The sequence below is a fragment of the Pseudomonas sp. B34(2017) genome (assembly GCF_002112915.1).
Lineage (GTDB): Bacteria > Pseudomonadota > Gammaproteobacteria > Pseudomonadales > Pseudomonadaceae > Aquipseudomonas > Aquipseudomonas pharyngis.
Map to the genome: position 1 here is coordinate 1030579 of NZ_NEJA01000001.1, position 26391 is coordinate 1056969.

Here is a 26391-nt window from a genome sequence, read left to right on the forward strand (position 1 = left end):
AATACCCATGAGCACTCCAACTTCCTCAGTAGTCACCGCCGCCACCGCCGTGGATCAAAGTCTGCTGTACCCGTCACCGTACAAAGAGTTCTGGCAGGCTTTCGCCAAGAACAAGGGCGCCGTCGCCGGCCTGCTGTTCATGCTGCTGGTGATTTTCTGCGCGATCTTCGCGCCGTGGGTCGCCCCGCATAACCCGAGCGAGCAATACCGCGACTTCCTGCTGACGCCGCCGGCGTGGCTCGAAGGCGGGCAGATGCAATTCCTGCTCGGCACCGATGAACTGGGTCGCGACCTGCTGTCGCGTCTGATCCAGGGTTCGCGCCTGTCGCTGCTGATCGGTCTGTCGTCGGTGGTGATGTCGCTGATCCCGGGGATCCTGCTGGGTCTGTTCGCCGGTTTCTTCCCGAAAGTGGTCGGCCCGACCATCATGCGTCTGATGGACATCATGCTGGCCCTGCCGTCGCTGCTGCTGGCCGTGGCGATCGTCGCCATCCTCGGCCCTGGCCTGATCAACACCGTGATCGCGATTGCCGTGGTGTCCTTGCCGTCCTACGTGCGTCTGACCCGTGCCGCCGTGATGGGCGAGTTGAACCGCGACTACGTGACCGCCGCGCGCCTGGCCGGTGCCGGTCTGCCACGCCTGATGTTCATCACCGTGCTGCCGAACTGCATGGCACCGCTGATCGTCCAGGCGACGTTGAGCTTCTCCTCCGCGATTCTCGATGCCGCCGCCCTGGGCTTCCTCGGCCTCGGCGTTCAGCCGCCAACCCCTGAGTGGGGCACCATGCTGGCTTCGGCCCGCGACTACATCGAACGCGCCTGGTGGGTGGTGAGTCTGCCTGGTTTGACCATTTTGCTCAGCGTGCTGGCAATCAACTTGATGGGCGACGGCCTGCGCGATGCGCTGGACCCGAAACTCAAGAACGCCGCCTGAGGAGATTCCCATGTCACTGTTAGAAATCAAGAATCTCAACGTTCGCTTCGGCGACAAGAACGCCACCCCGGTCGTCGACGGCCTCGACCTGAAAGTCGACAAGGGCGAAGTCCTGGCGATCGTGGGCGAGTCGGGTTCCGGCAAGTCCGTGACCATGATGGCGCTGATGGGCCTGATCGAGCACCCGGGGATCGTCACCGCCGACGCCCTGAGCTTCGACGGCAAGAACATGCTCAAGTTGAACAACCGCCAGCGTCGGCAGATCGTCGGCAAAGACCTGGCGATGGTGTTCCAGGACCCGATGACCGCGCTGAACCCGAGCTACACCGTCGGTTTCCAGATCGAAGAAGTGCTGCGCCTGCACCTGAAAATGTCCGGCAAGCAAGCGCGCAAGCGTGCGATCGAACTGCTGGAAAAAGTCGAGATCCCGGGCGCCGCCAGCCGTATGGATGCCTACCCGCATCAACTGTCCGGCGGCATGAGCCAGCGTGTGGCAATTGCCATGGCGATTGCCGGCGAGCCGAAACTGCTGATCGCCGACGAACCGACCACTGCACTCGACGTGACCATTCAGGCGCAAATCATGGATCTGCTGCTGGCGTTGCAGAAAGAGCAGAACATGGGCCTGGTGCTGATCACCCACGACCTCGCCGTCGTGGCTGAAACCGCCCAGCGCGTGTGCGTGATGTACGCCGGTCAAGCCGTTGAAGTCGGTCAGGTTCCGCAACTGTTCGACATCCCGGCCCACCCGTACAGCGAAGCGCTGCTCAAGGCGATTCCGGAACACAGCCAGGGTGCCGAGCGTCTGGCCACGCTGCCGGGCATCGTTCCCGGCCGTTACGACCGCCCGCAAGGCTGCCTGCTGTCGCCGCGCTGCCCGTACGTGCAGGACAGCTGCCGCGCGCAGCGTCCGACCCTTGACCCGAAAAGCCACAGCCTCGCCCGCTGCTTCTATCCGCTGAACCAGGAGGTGGCGTAATGGCCGTCGTACTTACCGCCCGCGACCTGACCCGTCACTACGAAGTCTCCCGTGGCCTGTTCAAGGGCCACGCCACCGTGCGCGCCCTCAACGGCGTGTCGTTCGAGCTGGAAGCCGGCAAGACCCTCGCCGTCGTCGGTGAATCGGGCTGCGGCAAATCCACCCTCGCCCGCGCCCTGACCCTGATCGAAGAGCCGTCGTCCGGTTCCCTGAAAATCGCCGGGCAAGAAGTGGCCGGCGCCGACAAGGCTCAGCGCAAACAACTGCGCAAAGACGTGCAGATGGTGTTCCAGAGCCCGTACGCGTCGTTGAACCCACGGCAGAAAATCGGTGATCAACTGGCCGAGCCGCTGTTGATCAACACCAACCTGTCGGCCGCCGAACGTCGCGAGAAAGTCCAGGCGATGATGAAGCAGGTCGGCTTGCGTCCCGAGCACTACCAGCGTTATCCGCACATGTTCTCCGGCGGTCAGCGTCAGCGTATCGCGCTGGCCCGCGCCATGATGCTGCAACCGAAAGTGCTGGTGGCGGACGAACCGACCTCGGCGCTGGACGTGTCGATCCAGGCGCAGGTGCTGAACCTGTTCATGGACATGCAGCAGGAGTTCAACACCGGTTACGTGTTCATCTCGCACAACCTGGCGGTGGTGCAGCACGTGGCGGATGACGTGATGGTGATGTACCTCGGTCGCCCGGTGGAAATCGGTCCGAAGCACGACATCTATGCCCGCCCTCTGCACCCGTACACCCAGGCGCTGTTGTCGGCGACCCCGACCATCCATCCGGATCCGGACAAGCCGAAAATCAAGATCGTCGGCGAGTTGCCCAACCCGCTGAACCCGCCACCTGGCTGCGCGTTCCACAAGCGCTGCCCATACGCCACCGCGCGTTGCAGCAGCGAAGAGCCGGCCCTGCGCCAGCTCGACACCCGTCAGGTTGCCTGCCATTACGCCGAGCAGTTCCTCGACGGCGCGGCCTGAAAAAACCCGCCCCGTTTCCCGGGGCGGGTTGTTGATGAGTTGACCAAACCCCTTCTGCCCCGATTGCGCATCAGTCGAGAAAGAAGGGGTTTTCTTTTGTCCGGCGTTTACATCCGGCTGACCCGGCGTCGTTGGATATTCGGTGGGGTGACCAAAAAATCCCGGGCTATCGCGCAACGGTCTAAACAACTGTCAGTTATGACAGGTGCTCGATAGAGCGAGGCAGGCTTATGGTTTCACGTACTCAATACGCGTGACGCTGCACTCAATCCCTCTATTGTTGGATCTGGAGTATCAGGAAATGAACGATGAACACATCGCTACACCGCACCCTCGTGCGCTGCTGGATCGGGTGGTTGACTTTAATCTCCAACCGCGGGACGGCAAGGGGGAGCTCACTGCCAGGGCTAGCAAAGACTACCCCATAGACATCACGTCAGAGCCAACGGATTCCCACACGCTGAAAACCGGGATCAAGACGATCGATCTGCTGCGCCCCGTTCTGAAGGGCAGCAAAATCGGTGTGTTCGGGGGAGCAGGGGTTGGCAAGACGGTATTGATACAGGAACTGATAAATAACATCGCAAAATCTCAGCAATCGTTTTTTGTTGTTTCTATAGAAAACGGGCTTGGGTCGAGCTACCCGAACTCCATAAGTAAGGACGCAAGTGATGACAAACGATTGAGATTGATCGGCTCGGAACATGACTCACAGGACGACTATCTAAGGGCGGTAAAAGTCGGATTGGCCGTGGCCGAGCATTTCCGTGACGAAGGTCGTAACGTTCTGGTGACAATCGATTCCTCCCCCCGATTCACCCAGGCCGGTAGCGAAGTCTCCGCACTGCTCGGTCGAATACCTTCGGAAGTCGCTTACCAGCCGACCCTCGCGACAGAGATAGGCGCCCCGCGAGAGCCGAGGGGATCGATAACTTCTGTACAAGCCATCTACACACCTGCGGAGGACCTGACCGACCCGGCGCCGTCGACCACTTTCGCCGACCTGGACGCCTCCTTCGTTCTGTCTACAAAACTGGCCGCCGACAATATCTATCCAGCGGTAGATCCACTGAGCTCGACTTCGCGCCTGCTGAACCCGGACGTGGTCAGTGAAGAACACTACAAAACAGCTAATAGCGTTCTGAACTTGCTGGAGAAATACGAACCACTGAAAGACATCATTGCAACACTGGGTATCGACGAACTGTCGGACGAGGACAAGCTGACGGTTAGCCGTGCTCGTAAGATCCAGTACTTCTTGTCGCAGCCTCGCTCCAAGGCTGGAACTCCGGGTGGATACTTTTTCCTGGAAAACACCATTGCTGTTTGCAAAGGGATTGTCAGCGGTATCTACGACCACATGAAAGATGAGTGGTACAGCACTTACGAAGTCCCAATCCTCAATTCCGGAAAGGCTCCAATCCAGCCACGCTAAGCACGCAGAGAAAATAAAAAGGCGAAGCTCCACGCTTCGCCTTTTCTCAACCCGTCCATCTGAAACCCGAATGCGTAGAAATGTGCCCTCCGCACACTAAGTTTGGCTGTCGCCTTCATCCGGATCATCGGAGTCCGGCTCGTCGGTGGTCGAGTCGTCATCGTCGCCGCTGCCACCCTGGCCCTTATCGCCCGGCTCGGACTCGTACTTGGCCAGCATCAGCGTGCTGTGCCCCACCTGCCCGCTGGACGCCTGGGTATCGTGATCCTCGCACTCGGCCCAGGCCGTCGCGGTGCCGAGGGACAGCATCACCATCACTTTCAACAGCAGCAAAATCCGTAGCAACCTGCTTTTCATAGCCGAGTCCATCCTGTTCCAGGTGAGAAATTCATGCTGACCTGACGCTGATTGAAATCTAGTTCCAATCCGCCGGGTTCACCAGATAGGACGTTGTGGAGCGGCTGGAAATGCCGTGACTGTAGAGACTGGTTGGAAATAACGCCTATACCCAATCCATCTAATGTGGAAGGTCTCCTAGGGGAGCGAGCCTGCTCGCGATGGCGATTGATGAGCCCGTCCAACTTCGGCTGACCATCCGCTATCGCGAGCTGGCTCGCTCCCCACAGGTATTTTCCGGCAATAAAAAACCCCGCAGCTTTCGCGACGGGGTTTTGGGTGCAGCCAATCAGCGCTTAGTGATGCTCACGCGTCGCACGGAATTTCACGTCCGGCCAGCGCTCTTCCATCAGGGCCAGGTTGACCCGGGTCGGCGCGAGGTAGGTCAGGTGACCGCCGCCGTCCAGTGCCAGGTTTTCCACGGCCTTGTTGGAGAATTCCTCGAGCTTCTTCTTGTCGCTGCATTCGATCCAGCGCGCGGAGTACACGGTGATCGGCTCGTAGGAGCACTCGACCTTGTATTCCTCTTTCAGGCGGCTGGCGACCACATCGAACTGCAGCACACCGACGGCGCCGAGGATGATGTCGTTGCTGCGCTCCGGGAAGAACACTTGGGTCGCGCCTTCTTCGGCGAGCTGTTGCAGGCCCTGGCGCAGTTGCTTGGATTTCAGCGGGTCGCGCAGGCGTACGCGGCGGAACAGTTCCGGGGCGAAGTGCGGGATACCGGTGAAGCCCAGGGTTTCGCCTTCGCTGAAGGTGTCGCCAATCTGGATCGTGCCGTGGTTGTGCAGACCGATGATGTCGCCGGCGTACGCTTCTTCCAGCTGTTCACGCTCGGAGGAGAAGAACGTCAGGGCGTCGCCGATGCGCACGTCCTTGCCGGTACGCACATGACGCATCTTCATGCCTTTCTCGTACTTGCCGGAGCAGATACGCATGAAGGCGATACGGTCGCGGTGTTTCGGGTCCATGTTCGCCTGGATCTTGAAGATGAAGCCCGAGAACTTCTCTTCCACCGGCTCCACGGTGCGCTCGTTGGCTACGCGTGGCAGCGGGCGCGGGGCCCAGTCGACCACGGCGTCGAGTACGTGGTCGACACCGAAGTTGCCCAGTGCAGTACCGAAGAACACCGGGGTCAGTTGACCGTCGAGGAACTCCTGCTGGTTGAACTCGTGGCAGGCGCCCTGCACCAGTTCCAGCTGTTCGAGGAAACGCTCGTACTCATCGCCCAGGTGTGCGCGGGCTTCGTCGGAGTCGAGCTTCTCGATGATCTTGGTTTCGGTGCGTTCGTGACCGTGACCGGCGGTGTAGACAATGATGTAGTCGTCCGCCAGGTGGTACACGCCCTTGAAGTCGCGGTAGCAACCGATCGGCCAGGTGATCGGCGCAGCCTTGATCTTCAGGACGGCTTCGATCTCGTCGAGCAGTTCGATCGGGTCGCGGATGTCACGGTCGAGTTTGTTGATGAAGCTGACGATAGGCGTGTCACGCAGACGGCAGACGTCCATCAGCGCGATGGTCCGTGGCTCTACACCTTTACCGCCGTCGAGAACCATCAAGGCCGAGTCCACCGCAGTCAGGGTGCGGTAGGTGTCTTCGGAGAAGTCTTCGTGGCCCGGGGTGTCGAGCAGGTTGATCATGTGTTCGCGATACGGGAACTGCATGACCGACGTGGTGATCGAGATGCCCCGCTGCTTTTCCATCTCCATCCAGTCGGATGTCGCGTGGCGGTCGGATTTACGGGATTTCACCGTACCGGCCACGGCAATCGCCTTGCCCATCAGCAAGAGCTTTTCGGTGATGGTGGTTTTACCGGCATCGGGGTGGGAAATAATGGCGAAAGTGCGGCGTTTCGCGACTTCGGCGGCCTGTCTGGTCATGGGAAATCGCCTGGCGGTGATTCAAAAAAGGGCGGCGATTATAGCCCAACTCGATTCAATAACCGAACCGTTGAGCACATTAAGGGTGGCCAAATGCTGCCTCGGATGGGAACCTTTTAAAGCACGGAGACGTCCATCCCCTGTTACGACAATTCGTCAGGGGCTGAAAAATCAGCAAGTTAGCCTGACGAGGCTGCGCTCATGGCTCGCTTTCAGACCGCTTTTGCCGGACTGAAAAAAAGCTGCTTCTCGCGAACACTGACTCCGGCAGCCAGGCATGGCATGCCACACGGAGCAGCGGTCGCCGACTAAAAAAAGGAGTCCGCCTGTGGCTATCCGCTATGGCAAAGGGCTGATGGGAGGTGCGGTGGTGATCGCGCTCCTGGCCCTGCTGGTCCACTGGATCGGCATCAACACGATCGAACACTACCGCGACGATTTGTTGTTTTACCTGCAAGCTCATCTGATTCTCGTCCTCGCCTCAATGCTGGCCGCCCTGATCGTGGGCCTCCCCGCCGGCATCTTCCTGAGCCGCCCGACCATGGTCGGCCGCGCTGAACGCTTCATGCAGATCTTCAACATCGGCAACACCGTGCCGCCGCTGGCCGTGCTGGCGATTGCCCTGGGGATTCTCGGCATCGGCAGCGGTCCGGCGATCTTCGCCCTGTTCCTCGCCTCGCTGTTGCCGATTGTGCGCAACACCTACGAAGGCCTGAAAAACGTCCAGGGCTCGCTGAAAGAGGCCGCTGTCGGCATCGGCATGACCCCGCGCCAGGTGCTGTGGAAAGTCGAGTTGCCCAACGCCGTGCCGATCATCGTCGGCGGTGTGCGGGTGGCGCTGGCGATCAATGTCGGTACCGCGCCGCTGGCCTTCCTGATCGGCGCCAACAGCCTCGGCAGCCTGATCTTCCCCGGCATCGCCCTGAACAATCAGCCGCAACTGCTGCTCGGCGCCGCGTGCACCGCGCTGCTGGCCCTGCTGCTCGATGGCGTGGTCACCCTCGCCAGCCGTCTCTGGCTGGAACGCGGTTTGCGCCCGTCTTGAGGCTTTGCGAAGGAATATTTATGAAAAGACTTAGTTTGATTCTGGGCTGCGTGCTGCTCTTCACAGGCATCGCCCAAGCCGCTGACAAACCAGTGATCCGCCTTGGCGCCCGGGTATTCACCGAGCAGACCCTGCTCGCGGAAATCACCGCGCAATACCTGCGCAGCAAAGGCTACGACGCGCAGATCACCGGCGGTCTGGGCAGCAACCTGGCCCGCAGCGCCCACGAAACCGGACAGTTGGACATGCTTTGGGAATACACCGGCGTGTCGCTGGTGGCCTACAACCATGTCACCGAAAAACTCGACAGCGAACAGTCCTACGCCCGGGTCAAAGAACTCGATGCGAAGAAAGGCCTGGTCTGGCTGACACCGTCGAAATTCAGCAACACCTACGCCCTCGCCCTGCCGAAGACCGTGGCCGAGGAATATCCGCAGATTCACACCATCAGCCAGTTGAACGAAGTGCTGCGCGCTGAAGCCAAAACCAATCATCTGGTGGCGCTGGACACCGAGTTCGCCAACCGCTCCGACGGTCTGGACGGCATGGTCAAGCTCTACGACATGAACCTGACCCGCCAGAACATCCGGCAGATGGACGCGGGGCTGGTCTACACCGCGCTGCGCAACGGTCAGGTGTTTGCCGGTCTGGTCTACACCACCGACGGTCGCCTCAACGCGTTCGGCCTGAAGCTGCTGGAAGACGACAAGCATTATTTCCCGGACTACACCGCAGCGCCGGTCGTGCGTCAGGCCTACCTCGACGCGCATCCGCAACTGGCCGAGCAACTCAAGCCGCTGGCCGAGCTGTTCGACGACGAAACCATGCGCCAGCTCAACGCGCGGGTCGATGTCGATCACGAGAGCCCGTCGAAAGTCGCTGCCGACTTCCTGCGCCAGCATCCACTGAATTAAAGGAGGAAAAGTCATGGAATTTTTGAACGCCTTTTCCCACCTCGACTGGCAGCAGGTGATGCACCTGACCTGGCAGCACATCACACTGGTCGGCATTGCTGTCAGCCTGGCAATCCTCATCGGCGTGCCGCTGGGCATCCTGATGACACGCTTCCCGAGCCTCGCCGGCCCCTTGCAGGCCAGCGCCACGGTGCTGCTGACCGTGCCGTCGATTGCCCTGTTCGGCCTGCTGCTGCCGTTCTACTCGAAGTTCGGCCAGGGCCTCGGCCCGATGCCGGCGATCACCGCTGTGTTCCTTTATTCACTGCTGCCGATCATGCGTAACACCTACCTTGCCCTGACCGGTGTCGAACCGGGCATCCGCGAAGCCGCGCGCGGCATCGGCATGACCTTCGGCCAACGCCTGCGCATGGTCGAGTTGCCGATCGCCGTGCCGGTGATCCTCGCCGGCGTACGCACTGCCGTGGTGATGAACATCGGTGTGATGACCATTGCCGCGACCATCGGCGCCGGCGGCCTCGGCGTGCTGATCCTCGCCTCCATCAGCCGCAGCGACATGTCGATGCTCATCGTCGGCGCGCTGCTGGTCAGTCTTCTGGCGATCTTCGCCGACCTCATTTTGCAGTGGCTGCAACGTTCGCTGACTCCAAAAGGACTCCTCAAATGATCGAACTTCAAAACCTCAGCAAGACCTTCCAAAGCAACGGCAAAGATGTGAAAGCCGTGGACTCGGTAAGCCTGACCGTCAATGAAGGCGAAATCTGTGTGTTCCTCGGGCCATCGGGTTGCGGCAAAAGCACCACGCTGAAAATGATCAACCGCCTGATCAAGCCGACCTCGGGCAAGATCCTGATCAACGGCGAAGACACCACCGACCTCGACGAAGTGACCCTGCGCCGCAACATCGGCTACGTGATCCAGCAGATCGGTCTGTTCCCGAACATGACCATCGAAGAGAACATTGTCGTGGTGCCGAAACTGCTCGGCTGGGACAAACAGAAATGCCACGACCGCGCCCGCGAACTGATGAGCATGATCAAGCTTGAACCCAAGCAGTATCTGCATCGCTACCCGCGCGAACTGTCCGGTGGCCAGCAGCAACGGATCGGCGTGATCCGTGCGCTGGCGGCGGATGCACCGCTGCTGCTGATGGACGAACCGTTCGGCGCGGTGGACCCGATCAACCGCGAGATGATCCAGAACGAATTCTTCGAGATGCAGCGCGCGCTGAACAAGACCGTGATCATGGTCAGCCATGACATCGACGAAGCGATCAAGCTCGGCGACAAGATCGCGATTTTCCGCGCCGGCAAGTTGCTGCAGATCGATCATCCGGACACCCTGCTCGCTCATCCGGCGGACGACTTTGTCAGCAACTTCGTCGGTCAGGACAGCACCCTCAAACGTCTGCTGCTGGTCAAAGCCGAAGACGCCGCGGACAACGCGCCGTCGGTGAGCCCGGAAACCCCGGTGGCCGATGCGCTGGAGTTGATGGACGAGCATGACCGTCGTTATGTCGTCGTCACTGACGCGGAGAACAAGGCTCTGGGTTATGTGCGCCGTCGCGACCTGCACCGTCAGACCGGCACCTGTGCGCAGTTCCTGCGCGAGTTCAACGCCACCGCTGCCTACGACGAGCATTTGCGCATTCTGTTGTCGCGCATGTACGAGTTCAATCGCTCATGGCTGCCAGTGATGGATGCCGAGCGTGTGTTCCTTGGCGAGGTCACCCAGGAGTCGATTGCGGCTTACCTGAGTTCGGGCCGTTCGCGCGGAATGAAGACCAATATCGTGTCACCGGCCGAAGCGGTGGCCTGATCAAATGCAAAAGGGCTGTTCGACAGCCCTTTTTTTCGACCGCCGGAATCTGAAAGCCGTGATTATTTTGCCGACTATGAGCCGGCAAGAAATATCAACACGTCAGAAGGTTGAACCCGCCCGAAGATCTCTGCCTCAACCAGCAACTTCCCTCGCACCTCCCCTTCTCGCCGCCAACGTCGCCGATGTTGAAGTGAACGCACTTATCTGAGACTTGGCACACATCAGCGTCGAACGTGCAGGTATTTTTAACACCTGAAAATTATTGCGGAACATCTGGCCGTCATCTCGGTCGGGTACAAAGAGTGATATCCGCGACGTACGTCAGAAGCGTGCAAAAACGCGACATTTTTAGTTGATCTCAGGCCCCTCACGCCCTAAAGTTCGCGCCGAACGTCCATGCTGGAAACGATCCATCCGGCTCAAGTACTGACGACGAGACAGCAAGGCCAAGGGAAAGAAAGCTCCATTTCCCATGGCCTTTTTGCTTTCGGCGACATGCCTTGGGAAGTAGGCGAACCAAAGTGGGGATACGGAGGACGTTCAGGAGGGTGTGTCATCAATGAATTCACGAGTGCGCCGGGCATGCTTTTGCGCAGGGCAAGGCGCGAGGCCCGCAGTTTGGTTGTTCCAAATAAGGGACGAGCAACGCAGCCCTGCGCAAAAGCAGGCCCGGCCCTTCGGGTTGTGCCTGAGCGCGCGCCATGCTGCGTTGCAGGCCTTGCGAAGGGAGCAACCATTAGCTGCGGCCTGCGCCTTGCCTGGCACGCGCTCAGGCACAACGCACTCGCGAATTCATTGATGACACACCCTCGCACCCATTGATTAACTTTGTTTGCCAGTAGGAGAGTTCCCAGCATGTCGATCCAGGTCGAAGACTATTTCGCGCGCGAAACCTTTCAGAAAATGAAGGCGTTCGCCGACAAACAGGAAACCCCGTTCGTGGTGATCGACACCGCGATGATCGCCCAGGCCTACGATGACCTGCGCGCCGGTTTCGAATTCGCCAAGGTCTACTACGCGGTCAAGGCCAACCCGGCCGTCGAGATCATCGATCTGCTCAAAGAGAAAGGTTCGAGCTTCGACATCGCCTCGATCTATGAGCTGGACAAAGTGCTGAGCCGTGGCGTCAGCGCGGACCAGATCAGCTACGGCAACACCATCAAGAAGTCCAAGGACATTCGCTACTTCTATGAGAAGGGCGTGCGCCTGTTCGCCACCGACTCGGAAGCCGACCTGCGCAACATCGCCAAGGCCGCACCGGGCGCCAAAGTCTATGTGCGCATCCTGACCGAAGGCTCGACCACGGCCGACTGGCCACTGTCGCGCAAATTCGGCTGCCAGACCGACATGGCCATGGACCTGCTGATCCTTGCTCGTGACCTGGGCCTGGTGCCTTACGGCATCTCGTTCCACGTCGGTTCGCAACAGCGTGACATCAGCGTCTGGGACGCGGCGATCGCCAAGGTCAAAGTGATCTTCGAGCGCCTGAAAGAAGAAGACGGCATCCACCTGAAGCTGATCAACATGGGCGGTGGCTTCCCGGCCAACTACATCACTCGCACCAACAGCCTGGAAACCTATGCCGAAGAAATCATCCGCTTCCTCAAGGAAGACTTCGGTGATGACCTGCCGGAAATCATTCTGGAGCCGGGCCGTTCGCTGATCGCCAACGCTGGCATCCTGGTCAGCGAAGTGGTGCTGGTTGCGCGTAAATCCCGCACCGCCGTCGAGCGTTGGGTTTACACCGATGTGGGCAAGTTCTCCGGCCTGATCGAAACCATGGACGAAGCGATCAAGTTCCCGATCTGGACCGAGAAGAAAGGCGAGATGGAAGAAGTCGTGATCGCCGGCCCGACCTGCGACAGCGCCGACATCATGTACGAAAACTACAAGTACGGCCTGCCGCTGAACCTGGCGATCGGTGATCGCCTGTACTGGCTGTCGACCGGTGCGTACACCACCAGCTACAGCGCCGTAGAGTTCAACGGCTTCCCGCCGCTGAAATCGTTCTACGTGTAAGCGATGCTGGCGTAATGCAAAAAGCCCATGACGTGTCATGGGCTTTTTTGTAGCTGCGGTTCAGGTGTCCTGTAACTCGACGCAACGGTGAGTGTAGGCCTGCGCCAGCGCCTGGATTCTCGGATCGGTTGCGCTCGCCAGCGTCTGGCTGGCCACGCGCAGAAAATTCAGGTTGCCGCCGGCCAGAGCTTTCTCCAGCCAGACCAACGCCTCATCAACGCGCCCCTCAGCCGCCAACACCGCCGCGTAGCTGAACTGCCCACGAAAATCCCCGCCTTCGGCCGAACGTCGATACCAGTCACGGGCCGCTGCCGGATTCGCCGGGCACACTTGCCCCTCTTCCAGATACCGCCCGAGCAGGTTCATCGACTTGGCATGCCCGGACTCTGCCGCGCGCTGATACAGCGCCATGGCCTGAAGATGATCGACCGCAACACCGCGCCCGGTTGCCAGCAGGTTGGCCAGGTTATACATCGCCCAATCCAGCCCGGCATCCGCTGCAACGCGATATTGCTGGGCGGCAATCGCTGCGTCGGCCACACAACCCCATCCGTGCTCATGGCAGCGACCGAGCATGTTACGCGCCATCAGATGACCTTGCCCTGCGGCGATTTCAAACCAGCGCAAGGCCAGCGGCTGATCCTGAGCAATCCCGTGACCATCGAGCAGGATCTGCCCAAGCAGCGCCTGCGCTTCCAGCACGCCCTCACCCGCCGCGATCAGAATCGCCTGAGCCGCGCGGGCAGGGCTTTCTTCGAGCATGGCCGTGAGGCGTTCGCCGTCGAGGACTTCCTCGCGGCGCAAACGAAAGTCCGCCACTTACACCTCGACCCAGCGACGCAGCAGGTTGTGATAGGTGCCGGTGAGGCGGATCAGCGAAGGGTGATCGGGCATGTCCTGGGTAAGCTGCTGGATCGCACCGTCCATCTCGAACAGCAACGCGCGTTGGCTGTCCTCGCGCACCAGGCTTTGAGTCCAGAAGAACGAGGCATAGCGCGCACCGCGAGTCACCGCGTTGACCTTGTGCAGGCTGGTGCCGGGGTACAGCACCATATCGCCGGCGGGCAGTTTTACCCGCTGGGTGCCGAAGGTGTCCTGGATTTCCAGCTCGCCGCCGTCGTAGTCCTCGGGTTCGCTGAAGAACAGCGTGGCCGACAGATCAGTGCGTACCCGTTCGATGCTGCCCTTGGGCTGGCGTACGGCATTGTCGATGTGAAAATCGAAACTGCCACCCGCCGTGTAGCAGTTGAGTAACGGCGGGAACACTTTGTGCGGCAGCGCGGCCGACATGAACAGCGGGTTTTTCCACAGGCGTTCGAGCATCGCCGCGCCGATTTCCTTGGCCAGCGGATGGCCTTCGGGCAGTTGCAGATTGTGCTTGGCCTTGGCCGATTGATAGCCGGCGGTGATCTTGCCATCGGCCCAGTCCGCTTGTTCCAGCGCCTCGCGAATGCGCTGCACTTCGTCTTTCTCGAACAGCGCGGGGATGTGCAGGAGCATGGCGACGTCACCAGATGGCAAAAGGATGCCAATGGTATTGATTCTTATTGACTGTGTAAAACCCGCTAGACGAATGAACTGGCAAAAACCGTAAGGTTAAATTGTAAAGAATGTAAATTTGTCGCGAATAGTAATGTTTCGCAATTGATACGAATACCTGTTTACCCTATATTCCGCCGCCTCAAATCCTTGGGGAGGGGAATAAAAATGGCACGTCAACCAGCACAAGTACCGGTCAGTTCACCACGTCTGCTCGCTTCCGCCATCGGCGTGGCGATCACCGCCGGCTCCGCAGGCCACATGGTGTTCGCCGCCGAAAAAACCGACAGCAAAGCCACCGGCAATGCCATCGCCCTGGACGCCACCGCCATCACCGGCGAAGCCCAGGACTCGACCTCCTACCAGGTCGAGAAAGCCTCCTCGCCCAAGTACACCGCGCCGCTGGTTGATACCCCGCGTTCGGTCACCGTTATCCCGCAACAAGTGCTGAAAGACACCGGCGCCCTGAACATGCAGGATGCGCTGCGCACCGTACCGGGCATCACCTTCGGTGCCGGTGAAGGCGGCAACCCGCAGGGCGACCGTCCGTTCATCCGTGGTTTCGACGCCCAGGGCGACACCTACCTCGACGGCGTGCGCGACACCGGCTCCCAGAGCCGCGAAATCTTCGCCGTGGAAAACATCGAAGTCAGCAAGGGCCCGAACTCCGCCATCGGCGGTCGCGGCGCAGCCGGCGGCAGCATCAACCTGGTGAGCAAGAAAGCCCACTTGGGCAACTCGTTCGACGGTGGCTTCACCTGGGGCTCCGACCAGACCCAGCGCTACACCATGGATGGCAACTACCAGTTCAGCGACACCGCTGCCGGCCGTCTGAACCTGATGAGCCACGAGAGCAACGTCGCCGGTCGCGACAAGGTCGACTACGACCGCTGGGGCATCGCGCCGTCCCTGGCCTTCGGCCTGGGCACCGACACTCGCGTCAACCTCGATTACTACCATCTCGAAAGCAACGACACGCCGGATTCGGGCATCCCTTACACCATCCCGGCCGGCGGCTCGGCGGCGCGCACCAAGTCCAGCCCGGACAAGCCGTACGCCGGCGGCGATCACAGCAATTTCTACGGTCTGGACCGCGACTTCCGCAAGGGCCGCACCGACACCGCGACCTTCGCCATCGAGCATGACCTGAGCGACTCGCTGACGATCAAGAACACCCTGCGTCACGGCACCAGCATGCAGGATTACATCCTGACCCAGCCGGACGACAGCAAGGGCAACGTGAACAACGGCAGCGTCTGGCGTCGTGCGAACACTCGTGTGAGCAACACCGAGACCACCACCAACCAGACCGATCTGTTCGGCAACTTCTACGTTGCCGGCTTCAAGAACAGCTTCTCCACCGGTGTCGAGTACACCCGTGAGGAAAGCAGCAAATCCTCGTACAACGTCAACACCGACACCACGCCGCGCACCTCGGCCGTGACCACCAACTGCAACCCGGGTCTGATCGGCGCCGCCAGCGGCTACAACTGCACCTCGCTGTCGAACCCGACGCCGAACGATCCGTGGAACGGCGCCATTTCGCGCAACTACGCCGGCACCGACACCCAGTCCGATACCTACGCACTGTATGCGTTCGACACCCTGGAGCTGTCCGAGCAATGGCTGGTAAACATGGGCCTGCGCTACGACCACTTCGAAACCGGCTACAAGACGTACACCAACGCTGGCCGCACCACCTCCAAGGGTTCGGACACCAGCGAGTTCGTCACCGGCCAGTTCGGCGTCGTCTACAAACCGGCAGAGAACGGCAGCATCTATGCGTCCTACGCCACCTCGGCCACTCCGCCGGGCAATACCCTGGGTGAAGGTCAGGAAGGCAACCCGCTGGGCGGCACGCCGGATCGCAACGGCAACCTGCTCAAGAGCGACATGGAGCCGGAAACCACCAAGAACTACGAAGTCGGTACCAAGTGGGATCTGCTGAACGATCGCCTGTCGCTGACCGCCGACATCTTCCGCACCGAGAAAGAAAACGCGCGTGTCCAGGTCGATACCACCTCGTACGAAAACGCCGGCAAGACTCGTGTACAAGGTATCGAGTTGTCCGCCAGCGGCAAGATCACCGACAAGTGGCAAGTGTTCGCCGGCTACGCCTACATGGACAGCGAACAGGTGGACGGTGGTGACCTGCCGGCCAACAAGGCCAACAACGGTAACGAGTTGCCCAACACGCCGAAGAACAGCGCCAGCCTGTGGACCACTTACCAGGTCACGCCGAAGCTGACCATCGGTGGCGGTGCGTTCTATGTGGATGACGTATTCGGCAACGTGGCCAACACCACCATGGTCGATTCCTACGTTCGCTACGACGCGATGGCGGCGTACAAGCTGAGCAAGAACGTCGACCTGCAACTGAACGTGCAGAACCTGACCAACGAGACCTACTACGACAAGGCCTTCTCGACCCACTTCGCCAATCAGGCGGCGGGCCGTACGGCATTGCTGAGCACCAACTTCCACTTCTGATCGAAGCGGGAAGTACCGAGCCCCGTTCATTCATTTGAGCGGGGCTTTTGTGCGTAATAAAGAACGTTTCTCGATAGGCCACGGCATAATGCACGCCGTGAACACAACCTCCGAACGGACAAGGCAAGCAACGTGTTGAAGAAAACCCTGTTCCAGTTGCACTGGTTTTTTGGCATCACTGCCGGGCTGGTGCTGGCCCTGATGGGCATCACCGGCGCTGCCTATTCGTTTCAGGACGAAATTCTCAAAGCCCTCAACCCTTCGGTGTTGCAGGTAGAGAAGCAGGTCGCTGGCGTGCTGCCCCCCGCCGATCTGGTGGCGCAGATCGAAGCCGCCTCGGGCAAGAAAGTCTCGATGCTCTCGGTCGAGACCGAAAGCGGCAGCGCCGGACGTGTCTGGTTCACCCCGCCCAAAGGCGAGCGCCGGGGCGAGATGCGCTACTTCGATCCCTACACCGCCGAGTTCAAGGGCGATGCCACGGGCCAGGACTTCTTTGGCCTGATGCTGCAACTGCACCGGTTCCTCGCCATGGGCGATACCGGCCGCAACATCACCGGCGCCTGCACCCTGATGCTGCTGTTCTTCTGCCTGTCCGGCCTGTACCTGCGCTGGCCGCGCCAGTGGCACAGCTGGCGCGTCTGGCTGACTCTCGACTGGAAGAAAAAGGGCCGCAGCTTCAACTGGGATCTGCACTCGGTGTTCGGCACCTGGTGCATGCTGGTTTACCTGCTGCTGGCACTGACCGGACTGTCCTGGTCCTACGAGTGGTACAACAAAGGCCTGACCAGGTTGCTTTCCGACGCACCGCAAAACGAGCGCGTGCGCGGCGGTCGTGGCCCGGCCCCTGAAGGTCCGGCGCCGACTGCCGATTACGCCGCCATGTGGCTCAGCATCTACAGCACCGCCGGCCCGGGCCTCGCCGCCTACAACATCCGCATGCCGCCAGTCGCCGGTCAACCGGCGACCGTGTTCTACCTGCTCGACAGCTCGCCCCATGACCGCGCGCTGAACCAGATCACCCTCGACCCGGCCACCGGCGTGGTCAAGCGCGTCGACCGCTACGCCGACAAAAGCTTCAAGGCGCAATTGCTGACCAGCATTTACGCGCTGCACGTCGGCAGTTATTTCGGACTGGTCGGGCGGATCATCGTCACCGTCGCGGCCGTCTTGATGCCGCTGTTCTTCATCACCGGCTGGCTGTTGTACCTGGATCGCCGGCGCAAGAAAAAGCAGATCAAGGATGCCCGCAAAGGCCTCGACCAACCGGCCGGCGATACACCGGCGTGGCTGATCGGTTTCGCCAGCCAGAGCGGTTTTGCCGAGCAACTGGCGTGGCAGACCGCCGGGCAATTGCAGGCCGCCGGATTGCCGGTGAAGGTGCAGCCGCTGGCGAATGTCAGCGAGCAGGATCTGCGCGAATCGAACAACGCGCTGTTCGTGGTCAGTACCTTCGGCGACGGCGAAGCACCGGATAGCGCTCGCGGTTTCGAGCGCAAGGTATTGAGCAACGCCTCGACCCTCGACAGCCTCAACTACGCCGTACTCGGCCTTGGCGATCGGCAGTATCAACACTTCTGCGGTTTCGCCCGACGCCTGCATCAATGGCTGGGCGAACACGGCGGCAAGACCCTGTTCGCCCCGGTCGAAGTCGACAGCGGCGACCCTTACGCCCTGCGTCACTGGCAGACCCAGCTCGGCCTGCTCACCGGGCAAGCACCGGTCGACACCTGGCAGGCACCGAGCTACGAGAACTGGACACTGGTACGCCGCGAGCTGATGAACCCGGACAGCGCCGGCGCACCGGTCTATCTGCTGGGTCTGACCGCACCGACCTCCCGCAGCTGGCTGGCCGGCGATCTGGTGGAAGTGCTGCCGCGCAACTGCCCGTGGGCCATCGAGCATTTCCTCGACGGCCTCGGCATCCGTGGCGAAACCAGCGTCAAGGTCAACGGCCTGCAGGAATCGCTGGAAGTGGCCCTCGCCAGCCGCCAGTTGCCCGAGCACCGCGCCCATCTGGTGGGCCTGCACGCTCAGGCGCTGGTCGATGCGATGGTGCCGCTGGCGATGCGCGAATACTCGATCGCCTCGATTGCCGCCGACGGCGTACTGGAGCTGATCGTGCGTCAGGAACAACATGCCGATGGCAGCCTCGGCATCGGCTCCGGCTGGCTGACCGAGCATGCGCAGATCGGCGGCAGCATCAGCCTGCGGGTGCGCCGCAACAGCGGTTTCCACCTGCCGAACGCTCCGGTGCCGATGATTCTGCTGGGCAACGGCACCGGCCTTGCCGGGCTGCGCAGCTTGCTCAAGGCACGGATCGCCGACAACCAACAGCGCCACTGGCTGCTGTTTGGCGAACGCAATCGCGAGCACGACTTCCTCTGTCGTGCGGAGCTGGAAGAGTGGTTGATCAATGGCGATCTGGAACGCCTCGATCTGGCGTTCTCGCGGGATCAGGCCGAGAAGATTTACGTGCAGGATCGCCTGCGCGAATCGGCCGGCGAGTTGAAGAAATGGCTGGCGGACGGTGCAGTGATCTACATCTGCGGCAGCCTTCAAGGCATGGCTTCGGGGGTGGATCAGGTGCTCAATGAAGTGCTGGGCGCTGCCGAAGTCGAACGCCTGATCGAACAGGGTCGCTATCGCCGCGACGTTTACTGATTCACCTTGGATAACTGTGGGAGCAAGCTTGCTCCCACAGCTTCAGCGCTGCATTCAGACCGGCTGCAGCTTCTGCTCAAACACCGCAACCCCCTCCAGATCCCGCAACACCACGCTCATCTCCCCGCTCTGCCCCTCAATGTTCACTTCGCCGAAAAACTGAAAACCGGCAAACGGTGAAGCGTTTTGCGTCGGTGGCGCTTTCTGAAACACCACTTGCGGGCCGAAGGTCTTGTCCAGCGGATTGGGGCCGAAACTGCCGGCGTTCAACGGCCCTGCGACAAACTCCCAGAACGGTTCGAAATCCTGGAACGCCGCGCGATCCGGGTGGTAATGATGCGCCGCGCAGTAATGCACGTCTGCCGTCAGGAACACGAAATTGCGCACCTGATGTGCCCGCAGGAACCCGAGCAATTCGGCCACTTCCAGCTCGCGCCCCTGGGCCGGACCGGGGTCGCCGTTGGCCACCGCTTCCCAGCGTGCAACACCGGGACTGACTTCACCGTCGGGCACGCCGAGACCGATCGGCATGTCGGCGGCAATCACTTTCCACTGGGCTTTCGAGGCCTTCAATCCACGCTTGAGCCAGTTCAGTTGCTCCCGCCCGAGGAACGGCTTTTCCGCCCCGAGATTGTCGTCGTTGGCCCCGCGATAACTGCGCATGTCGAGCACGAACACATCGAGCATCGGCCCGTAACTCAGCTTGCGATAGATCCGCCCGCCACCGTCCGCTGCCTGACGGCGCATCGGCGAATATTCGAGCCAGGCCTGACGCGCACGGCCGACCAGGGTGTGGATATTTTTTTCCTGATAACGCTCGTCGAGCTGCTTGCCCGGCGACCAGTTGTTGACCACTTCATGGTCGTCCCACTGCCAGATCTGCGGCACTTCGGCGTTGAAACGACGGACGTTTTCGTCCATCAGGTTGTAGCGGTAATTGCCGCGATAATCGTCGAGGGTTTGCGCGACCTTGCTCTTGGCTTCGGTGGTGAGGTTGCGCCAGATCCGGCCACCTTCGGTGGTCAGTTGCGCCGGCACCGGGCCGTCGGCGTAGATGGTGTCGCCGCTGTGGATAAAGAAGTCCGGCAGGCGCATGCGCATGGCTTCATAGATGCGCATGCCGCCGATATCGGGGTTGATGCCGAAGCCCTGGCCGACGGTGTCGCCGCTCCAGACAAAACGGAGATTGCGCCGCGCCGTCGGTGCGCTGCGCAAATGGCCAAGCCACGGTTCGCTGGCGACGCCGGTGCGGGCGTCCTTGAAATACACGCGGTAGAAAATCGCCTGATCGGCGGGCAACCCGGTGAGCTCGACGCAGGCGGTGAAATCGCTGCGGGCATCGGCCAGCGCCGAGACCACGCGGCGCGGATGGCGGAACTGACTGCGAGTGTCCCACTCCACCACCATCTGCGCCGGGCGGTCGGCGCGGCCCCAGATCATCGCCCGGTCGCCCTGCAAGTCGCCAGATTGCACGCCGTCAGTCAGTTGCGGTCGATCCTTGACCGAGGCGATGACGGCCGGCGCCAGCCCCGGCATCAGCAGTCCGGCGCCGACGGCTTGCATCACGCGCCGGCGACCGGGATTGAAATCGCTCATGGTGTTCTCCCTGAAAAAAGGAAAACTTAAGCACCGCTAGATGAAAGGGGTGTGACACCTCACGCCTTCGCGGGCTCCAGCGCCAGTTCCACGGCTTCCGGGCGCTTGACCAGCGCATACACCACCGCCGTCAGCAGACTGCCCGCGACAATCGCCAGCAGATACAGCAGCGCATGGTTGATCGCATTCGGGATCGCCAGCACGAACAGGCCACCGTGGGGCGCCATCAGTTTGCAGCCGAAGTACATCGACAGCGCACCGGTCAGCGCACCGCCGGCAATGCTCGCCGGAATCACCCGCAACGGGTCTTTCGCGGCAAACGGAATCGCCCCTTCGGAGATGAAGCACAACCCGAGCACCAGCGCCGCTTTACCGGCCTCGCGTTCGGTCTGGGCAAACTTGCGTCGGGCGATGAAGGTGGCGATACCCAGTCCGATCGGCGGCACCATGCCGGCGGCCATGGTCGCGGCCATCGGTGCATAACTCTGCGAGGCGAGCAGCCCCACCGAGAACGCATACGCGGCCTTGTTGATCGGCCCGCCGAGGTCGACGCACATCATGCCGCCCAGCAGCACACCGAGCAGGATCGCGTTGGTGGTGCCCATGCTGTCGAGGAAATGCGTCAGCGCCGCAAGCATCCCGGCCACCGGTTTGCCGACCACGTAAATCATCACCAGTCCGGTGAACAGACTGGCGAACAGCGGGATGATCAGAATCGGTTTCAGCGCTTCGAGACTTTGCGGCAGCGCCACATAGCGACTGATTGCTTTGGCGGCATAGCCTGCGATAAACCCGGCAACGATCCCACCGATGAATCCGGCGCCCAGGGTGCTCGCCAGCAAACCGCCGATCATCCCCGGTGCGAGTCCGGGACGGTCGGCAATCGACCAGGCGATGTAACCGGCCAGCAGCGGCACCATCAATTTGAACGCGGTCTCGCCACCGATCTGCATCAGCGCCGCCGCCAGCGTGCCCTCTTCCTTGAACGCGGTGATGCCGAACACGAACGACAAGGCGATCATCAGACCGCCCGCTACCACCATCGGCAGCATGAACGACACACCGGTCAGCAGGTGTTTGTAGACGCCGCTTTTCTCTTGTTTGGCCGGGGCCTTGCCGTCGCCGGCAGCGTTTTCAACGACACCTTCGGCCAGGGCTTTTTTCAGCGTGGCTTCGGATTGCTTCAACGCAATGCCGGTGCTGCAGCGGTAGATTTTCTTGCCGGCGAAACGCTCGGTGGCGACTTCAATGTCAGCCGCCAGCAGCACTACGTCAGCCTCGGCAATCGCGGTTGCGCTCAGCGGATTTCGCGCGCCGACCGAGCCCTGGGTTTCGACTTGCAGGTCGTAGCCCAGACGCTTGGCGGCTTGCTGCAAGGCTTCGGCGGCCATGAAGGTGTGGGCGACGCCGGTCGGGCATGCAGTGACCGCGACCAGACGCGGCGCTTGCGCGCTGGCAACCACGGGCGGCGTTTCGTCAGCGACGTAAACCTGCGCCTCGACGGCGCCACGCCGCAACACGTCTTCAACATCCTGCAGGGCTTGCGCCGGCGCAATCCGAAAGACTTTCTTGCCGATGAACCGGGTCATGTCCACCGGTCCCGTGGTCACCAGCAACACCCACTCGGCGGCTTCGATGGTGGCCGCTGACAACTCGCGTTCCGGGTGCGCGGCATCCACCACTTCGACGCTGGTGCTCCAGCCCTGACGCTGGGCCGCGGCATCCAGCAGCCGGGCGCACAGCACACTGGTGACCATGCCGTTAGGGCAGGCCGTGACAATGGCTAACTTCATGACAAACCCTCTTATTGTTCTGTCAGGGGGCGCACGCGCACGCCCTGTTCGAGCTGCGTCAGTTGCGCAGCATCGTGAATACCGAATCCGATCTGGGTCACCGCCTGCGCCGCAATTGCGGTGGCCGTGCGCAGGGTTTGTTCGGGCGTGTCGGCGCTGAGCAGGCCGTGGAGCATGCCGGCCAGCAACGAATCGCCGGCACCGACCGTGCTGGCGACGCTGACCTTCGGCGGCGTCGCATGCAGCGCCGAGCCGACGCTGTACCAGTTCACACCCTCGGCGCCATGGGAAATCACCACATGCTCGATGCCCTGGGCGTGCAGCCGATTGGCCGCTTCGGCCTGAGACGCGTGGGACACCGTTTCACAACCCAGCGCATCGGCCAGCTCTTCGGTGTTCGGTTTGATCAGCCACGGGCCGGCCTTGAGCGCTGCACGCAAGGCATCGCCGCTGGTGTCCAGAGCGACTTTCAGGCCCAACGTTTTCAAGCGCTCGACCAGTTCGCGCAACCACTGTGCAGTGACTCCGCGCGGCAAGCTGCCCGCAACTACAACCGCATCATGCCCCGGCGCGATCTGCACCAGTCGATCCAGCAACGCCTGTTGCGCCACCACGCCGACCACCGGCCCCGGGCCGTTGATGTCGGTAATGCGGCCATCCTGTTCCGCGACCTTGATGTTGCTGCGGGTCTCGCCGGGCACCCGGATAAACGCATCGGTGAAACCGCGTTTGGCGAACAGGGTTTCGAACGCTTGCAGATTGTCTTCGCCGAGAAAGCCGCTGACCGTCAGTTGATGACCGAGGTCGGCCAGCACTTGCGCAACGTTGACGCCCTTGCCGGCGGCGTGGGTGTGCATCTCGTCGCTGCGATTGACCTGACCGGCCTCCAGACGTGGCAACTGCACCGTAAGGTCCAGCGCCGGGTTGAGGGTCAGGGTGAGAATCTTGGCCATTACAGGGCCTCCACTAATGCGCGCACTTCGTTGGCGCTGCCCACGGCCAGGGCTTGTTGAGCAAGGGTTTGCGTTTGCGTCAGGCTGAGTTCGCGGATGCGTGCCTTGACCTCGGCGATGCTGCGCCCGGAGACACTCAGTTCATCCACACCGAGGCCGACCAGCACCGGCACCGCCAGCGGATCCGCCGCCAGCTCGCCGCACACACCGACCCATTTGCCATGGGCATGGGCCGCGCGCACGGTGATGTCGATCAGTTGCAGCACTGCCGGGTGCAGGCCGTCAGCCTGGGCGGACAGGGTCGGATGACCACGGTCGATCGCCAGCGTGTACTGAGTCAGGTCGTTGGTGCCGACGCTGAAGAAGTCCACCTCTTTGGCCAGCACCGGCGCCAGCAGTGCGGCGGACGGCACTTCGATCATGATCCCCAGTTGCAGGTCGGCGACCGGGATTTCCAGGCGCAGACGCTCGGTCATGTCACGAGCTTGACGCCACTCTTCGACGCTGCCGACCATCGGGAACATGATCCGCAATGGACGGTTGTCCGCCGAACGCAGCAAGGCGCGCAACTGCGCTTCCATGATCTGCGGACGCTGCAAGGTCAGGCGAATCCCGCGTACGCCGAGGAACGGGTTTTCTTCCTTGGCGATCGGCCAATACGGCAGCGGTTTGTCGCCGCCGACATCGAGGGTGCGCACCACCAGTGGCCGACCGGCGAGACCGTCGAGGACGCGGCGGTATTCGGCTTCCTGAGTCGCCTCGTCCGGCGCCTGTGGATGAGCCATGAAAATCAACTCGGTGCGCAGCAGGCCGATGCCTTCGGCGCCCTGCTCCACCGCGCTGATCACACCGGCGCTTTCACCGATGTTGGCGAACACTTCCACGGCGTGGCCGTCGGTGGTGTGCGCCGGTTGATGGCGTTGTTCGGCGGCGGCTTTCAGGCGTTGTTCGCGGGTGTCGCGTTCTTCGCTGGCGCGTTGCAGGGTCGCGGCATCCGCGTCCACATGCAGTCGCCCACGCTGGCCGTCGAGCAGCAACGGCGTGCCCGGCTTCAGCAGCAACACCGCAGCGCCCGCACCGACCAGCGCCGGAATCCCCAGCGCGCGAGCCACGATGGCGCTGTGGGCGGTGGCGCCGCCACGGGCGGTAAGAATCCCCGCGACCCGCGCCGGATCCAGCCGCGCCACGTCGGACGGGCCGACCTCATCCATCACCAGAATGTACGGTTGCTCGGGCTCGGCGGGCGTCTGCACACCACACAGTTGCGCCAGCACCCGGCGACCGATGTCGCGCAGGTCGGCGGCGCGTTCGGCGAGCAACGCGTCCTGCAACGCTTCCTGTTGTTTTGCGGCGGCCTCGATCACGGCCATCCACGCCGCTTCGGCGCTTTCGCCCTGCTTGAGGCGGGTGTCGACTTCGTCGGTGAGTTCCGGGTCGTCGAGCATTTCCTGGTGAGTGATGAAAATCTCGCGGATCGCCTTGGCCTTGCTACGCTCGATCAGGCCCTGAATGTCCTGACGCACGTCGGCCAGCGCTTGCTTGAGACGTTCGCGCTCGATGGCGGCAGACTCGCCGCGCAACGGGTAATCGATGGCTTGCTGGACTTGAATGTGCGCCGGGCCGATGGCGATGCCGGGGGCGGCGGGAATCGCTTGCAGCAGACTGCCGGAGGCCGGGGCGGTCAGCACTTCTGCAATGTCCGTAATCACTTCGCGCTGTTGACTGACTGCGGGCAACGGTTCGACTTCTTCGCCGAGGCCTTCTTCGATGGCGGCCAGCAGCGCCGGCAAGGCGTCAGCGGCAATGCTCGGCTCGGCGATGATTTCCAGCACCTGCCCGCGACGGGCGCCGAGGCTCAGCAGTTTGCTCAGGCTCTTCACCGATACGGCGCTGTCCTGACCGTCGACGATGCGCACACGAATCTCGCCGTCAAAACTTTTCGCCAGTTGCGCGAGGATTTTCGCCGGCCGCGCGTGCAGACCATGGGCGTTGGCCAATGCGATACGTGCGCTCGGCCAGTCGGCCGGCAATTCCCCGCCGAGCACTTCGAGAACCTTTCGGCTGCTGGTGGCGCGGCCCAGTTCATGGCCGCGACCTTCGATCAGCAACGCGCACAACCGCTCGAGCAACGCCTGATGCGCTTCACCCAGACTGGCCAGACAGAACAGACCGCTGAGCGGTTGGCCGAGGTAGCGCATCGGTTTGTCCGGGGTGACGAAGGCCAGGCCTGGACGCTTCACGGTCTGCTCGCTGTGCAGCCACCACAGGCCATCGCCCAGCGGCAGCGCTTCGACCTGCTGCAGCACGCCGGCGAAACCGTTGCTCACGCAATCGGCCTGACGCAGCAGCCGCGCACCACGCCAGACCAGTTCTTCGAAATCGTCGGCGGAGACCCCGAGGCCGATCATCTGCGCATCCAGCGCCAGCTCTTGCGGCGCACCTTGCAGCAGTTTCAGCAGCGCTTCGGGAGAACTCGCGCGGCGCAGGGCCTGGCCCAGATCGGTCTCGCCGAGGGCGCGGGTCAGCAGTTGCAGCAGGCGCAGGTGTTCGTCGGATTTGGCGGCGATGCCGATGGCCAGATAAACGATCTGGCCGTCGCCCCAGTCCACGCCATCGGGGAACTGCATCAGGCGCACGCCGGTGGCGAACACCTGATCGCGGGTTTCGGGCGTGCCGTGGGGGATCGCAATGCCTTGGCCGAGGAAGGTCGAGCCCTGAGCCTCCCGGGCCTGCAGGCCAGCGAGGTATCCGTCGGCGACCAGACCATCGGCGACCAGATGACTGGCCAGCAATTGCAAAGCGGCGGGTTTATCCACAGCCGACTGGCCCATGGATATCTGCTCTACAGTGAGCTCGAGCATGCGATCTCCTTTTTGGCGCGGTGGCGCGCCAGGTATTGTTTTGAATGGTTGCAGCTTAGGCGCTATGGGCCATCCTTTTCAGGAGGCAGTTTTGG

19 protein-coding genes are annotated in these 26391 nt (G+C 61.8%); 11 read left to right on the forward strand and 8 right to left on the reverse strand.

Annotation, left to right across the window (positions count from 1 at the left end; translation table 11 throughout):
* Nucleotides 1-7: 7 nt before the first annotated feature.
* From CAF80_RS04955 to CAF80_RS04970, 4 genes are all read left to right on the forward strand, one after another.
* Nucleotides 8-934 (forward strand): ABC transporter permease subunit, encoded by a 927-nt coding sequence (locus CAF80_RS04955; RefSeq protein WP_039769224.1) that lies wholly within the window; start codon nucleotides 8-10, stop codon nucleotides 932-934.
* 10 nt (nucleotides 935-944) lie between these two features.
* Complete coding sequence (locus CAF80_RS04960) at nucleotides 945-1913, forward strand: ABC transporter ATP-binding protein (protein WP_064382563.1); 969 nt, start codon at nucleotides 945-947, stop codon at nucleotides 1911-1913.
* Complete coding sequence (locus CAF80_RS04965; protein ID WP_007953682.1) at nucleotides 1913-2893, forward strand: peptide ABC transporter ATP-binding protein; 981 nt, start codon at nucleotides 1913-1915, stop codon at nucleotides 2891-2893. The genes CAF80_RS04960 and CAF80_RS04965 overlap by 1 nt, the downstream gene beginning before the upstream one ends.
* A gap of 301 nt (nucleotides 2894-3194) precedes the next feature.
* On the forward strand, nucleotides 3195-4328 hold the full coding sequence (locus CAF80_RS04970; protein ID WP_085666909.1) for a hypothetical protein: 1134 nt from the start codon (nucleotides 3195-3197) through the stop codon (nucleotides 4326-4328).
* A 96-nt stretch (nucleotides 4329-4424) separates the two neighbouring features.
* On the opposite strand, the gene CAF80_RS04975 is transcribed toward CAF80_RS04970, so the two are convergent.
* Both CAF80_RS04975 and CAF80_RS04980 read right to left on the reverse strand, forming a co-directional pair.
* Nucleotides 4425-4685: a hypothetical protein gene (locus CAF80_RS04975; RefSeq protein ID WP_085666910.1), complete on the reverse strand. Its 261-nt coding sequence runs from the start codon at nucleotides 4683-4685 to the stop codon at nucleotides 4425-4427.
* Nucleotides 4686-5020: 335 nt separating this feature from the next.
* The gene (locus CAF80_RS04980) at nucleotides 5021-6604 is read right to left on the reverse strand and encodes a peptide chain release factor 3 (RefSeq protein ID WP_011332431.1); all 1584 of its coding nucleotides are present in this window, start codon (nucleotides 6602-6604) and stop codon (nucleotides 5021-5023) included.
* A 355-nt stretch (nucleotides 6605-6959) separates the two neighbouring features.
* Between CAF80_RS04980 and CAF80_RS04985 the strand changes: the two genes are divergently transcribed.
* The 5 genes from CAF80_RS04985 (at nucleotide 6960) to CAF80_RS05005 (ending at nucleotide 12403) form a co-directional block, all read left to right on the forward strand.
* The gene (locus tag CAF80_RS04985; RefSeq protein ID WP_170844896.1) at nucleotides 6960-7649 is read left to right on the forward strand and encodes an ABC transporter permease; all 690 of its coding nucleotides are present in this window, start codon (nucleotides 6960-6962) and stop codon (nucleotides 7647-7649) included.
* A 20-nt stretch (nucleotides 7650-7669) separates the two neighbouring features.
* Nucleotides 7670-8563, forward strand: coding sequence for a glycine betaine ABC transporter substrate-binding protein (locus CAF80_RS04990; RefSeq protein WP_085666911.1), 894 nt, complete (start codon nucleotides 7670-7672; stop codon nucleotides 8561-8563).
* A gap of 13 nt (nucleotides 8564-8576) precedes the next feature.
* Entirely contained in the window at nucleotides 8577-9230 is a 654-nt protein-coding gene (locus tag CAF80_RS04995; RefSeq protein ID WP_007953690.1) for an ABC transporter permease, read from the forward strand.
* On the forward strand, nucleotides 9227-10381 hold the full coding sequence (locus CAF80_RS05000; RefSeq protein WP_039769215.1) for a betaine/proline/choline family ABC transporter ATP-binding protein: 1155 nt from the start codon (nucleotides 9227-9229) through the stop codon (nucleotides 10379-10381). Before CAF80_RS04995 ends, CAF80_RS05000 begins: the two co-directional genes overlap by 4 nt.
* Before the next feature lie 858 nt (nucleotides 10382-11239).
* A complete protein-coding gene (locus CAF80_RS05005; protein WP_007953693.1) occupies nucleotides 11240-12403 on the forward strand; it encodes a type III PLP-dependent enzyme in 1164 nt (387 codons plus the stop codon).
* Nucleotides 12404-12463: 60 nt separating this feature from the next.
* Here the strand turns inward: CAF80_RS05005 and CAF80_RS05010 are convergent, their stop codons facing one another.
* Nucleotides 12464-13222, reverse strand: coding sequence for a tetratricopeptide repeat protein (locus tag CAF80_RS05010; protein ID WP_256578093.1), 759 nt, complete (start codon nucleotides 13220-13222; stop codon nucleotides 12464-12466).
* Nucleotides 13223-13903, reverse strand: coding sequence for a Fe2+-dependent dioxygenase (locus tag CAF80_RS05015; protein ID WP_039769208.1), 681 nt, complete (start codon nucleotides 13901-13903; stop codon nucleotides 13223-13225). It abuts the gene before it with no gap.
* 207 nt (nucleotides 13904-14110) lie between these two features.
* On the opposite strand from CAF80_RS05015, the gene CAF80_RS05020 reads away from it, so the two are divergent.
* Together CAF80_RS05020 and CAF80_RS05025 are read left to right on the forward strand one after the other, a co-directional pair.
* Entirely contained in the window at nucleotides 14111-16432 is a 2322-nt protein-coding gene (locus CAF80_RS05020) for a TonB-dependent siderophore receptor (protein ID WP_085666912.1), read from the forward strand.
* Between the two features lie 132 nt (nucleotides 16433-16564).
* Nucleotides 16565-19093, forward strand: coding sequence for a sulfite reductase flavoprotein subunit alpha (locus CAF80_RS05025; RefSeq protein ID WP_085666913.1), 2529 nt, complete (start codon nucleotides 16565-16567; stop codon nucleotides 19091-19093).
* Between the two features lie 54 nt (nucleotides 19094-19147).
* Here the strand turns inward: CAF80_RS05025 and CAF80_RS05030 are convergent, their stop codons facing one another.
* Genes CAF80_RS05030 through ptsP form a run of 4 tightly spaced genes read right to left on the reverse strand, consistent with a single transcriptional unit; the run spans nucleotide 19148 to nucleotide 26296 of the window.
* A complete protein-coding gene (locus CAF80_RS05030; protein WP_085666914.1) occupies nucleotides 19148-20689 on the reverse strand; it encodes an alkaline phosphatase in 1542 nt (513 codons plus the stop codon).
* Nucleotides 20690-20748: 59 nt separating this feature from the next.
* Complete coding sequence (locus tag CAF80_RS05035; RefSeq protein WP_074691877.1) at nucleotides 20749-22482, reverse strand: PTS fructose-like transporter subunit IIB; 1734 nt, start codon at nucleotides 22480-22482, stop codon at nucleotides 20749-20751.
* An 11-nt stretch (nucleotides 22483-22493) separates the two neighbouring features.
* Nucleotides 22494-23435 carry a 1-phosphofructokinase gene (gene pfkB, locus CAF80_RS05040; protein ID WP_085666915.1) on the reverse strand — a complete coding sequence of 314 codons (942 nt, stop codon included), beginning with the start codon at nucleotides 23433-23435 and terminating at the stop codon, nucleotides 22494-22496.
* On the reverse strand, nucleotides 23435-26296 hold the full coding sequence (ptsP, locus tag CAF80_RS05045; protein WP_085666916.1) for a phosphoenolpyruvate--protein phosphotransferase: 2862 nt from the start codon (nucleotides 26294-26296) through the stop codon (nucleotides 23435-23437). Before ptsP ends, pfkB begins: the two co-directional genes overlap by 1 nt.
* Nucleotides 26297-26391 lie beyond the last annotated feature (95 nt).

Bases quoted from the DNA above. Each gene is read 5' to 3' on its own strand.
- CAF80_RS04955 (WP_039769224.1), top strand. From the start codon at position 8: ATGAGCACTCCAACTTCCTCAGTAGTCACCGCCGCCACCGCCGTGGAT.
- CAF80_RS04960 (WP_064382563.1), top strand. From the start codon at position 945: ATGTCACTGTTAGAAATCAAGAATCTCAACGTTCGCTTCGGCGACAAG.
- CAF80_RS04965 (WP_007953682.1), top strand. From the start codon at position 1,913: ATGGCCGTCGTACTTACCGCCCGCGACCTGACCCGTCACTACGAAGTC.
- CAF80_RS04970 (WP_085666909.1), top strand. From the start codon at position 3,195: ATGAACGATGAACACATCGCTACACCGCACCCTCGTGCGCTGCTGGAT.
- CAF80_RS04975 (WP_085666910.1), bottom strand. From the start codon at position 4,685: ATGAAAAGCAGGTTGCTACGGATTTTGCTGCTGTTGAAAGTGATGGTG.
- CAF80_RS04980 (WP_011332431.1), bottom strand. From the start codon at position 6,604: ATGACCAGACAGGCCGCCGAAGTCGCGAAACGCCGCACTTTCGCCATT.
- CAF80_RS04985 (WP_170844896.1), top strand. From the start codon at position 6,960: ATGGGAGGTGCGGTGGTGATCGCGCTCCTGGCCCTGCTGGTCCACTGG.
- CAF80_RS04990 (WP_085666911.1), top strand. From the start codon at position 7,670: ATGAAAAGACTTAGTTTGATTCTGGGCTGCGTGCTGCTCTTCACAGGC.
- CAF80_RS04995 (WP_007953690.1), top strand. From the start codon at position 8,577: ATGGAATTTTTGAACGCCTTTTCCCACCTCGACTGGCAGCAGGTGATG.
- CAF80_RS05000 (WP_039769215.1), top strand. From the start codon at position 9,227: ATGATCGAACTTCAAAACCTCAGCAAGACCTTCCAAAGCAACGGCAAA.
- CAF80_RS05005 (WP_007953693.1), top strand. From the start codon at position 11,240: ATGTCGATCCAGGTCGAAGACTATTTCGCGCGCGAAACCTTTCAGAAA.
- CAF80_RS05015 (WP_039769208.1), bottom strand. From the start codon at position 13,903: ATGCTCCTGCACATCCCCGCGCTGTTCGAGAAAGACGAAGTGCAGCGC.
- CAF80_RS05020 (WP_085666912.1), top strand. From the start codon at position 14,111: ATGGCACGTCAACCAGCACAAGTACCGGTCAGTTCACCACGTCTGCTC.
- CAF80_RS05030 (WP_085666914.1), bottom strand. From the start codon at position 20,689: ATGAGCGATTTCAATCCCGGTCGCCGGCGCGTGATGCAAGCCGTCGGC.
- CAF80_RS05035 (WP_074691877.1), bottom strand. From the start codon at position 22,482: ATGAAGTTAGCCATTGTCACGGCCTGCCCTAACGGCATGGTCACCAGT.
- pfkB (WP_085666915.1), bottom strand. From the start codon at position 23,435: ATGGCCAAGATTCTCACCCTGACCCTCAACCCGGCGCTGGACCTTACG.
- ptsP (WP_085666916.1), bottom strand. From the start codon at position 26,296: ATGCTCGAGCTCACTGTAGAGCAGATATCCATGGGCCAGTCGGCTGTG.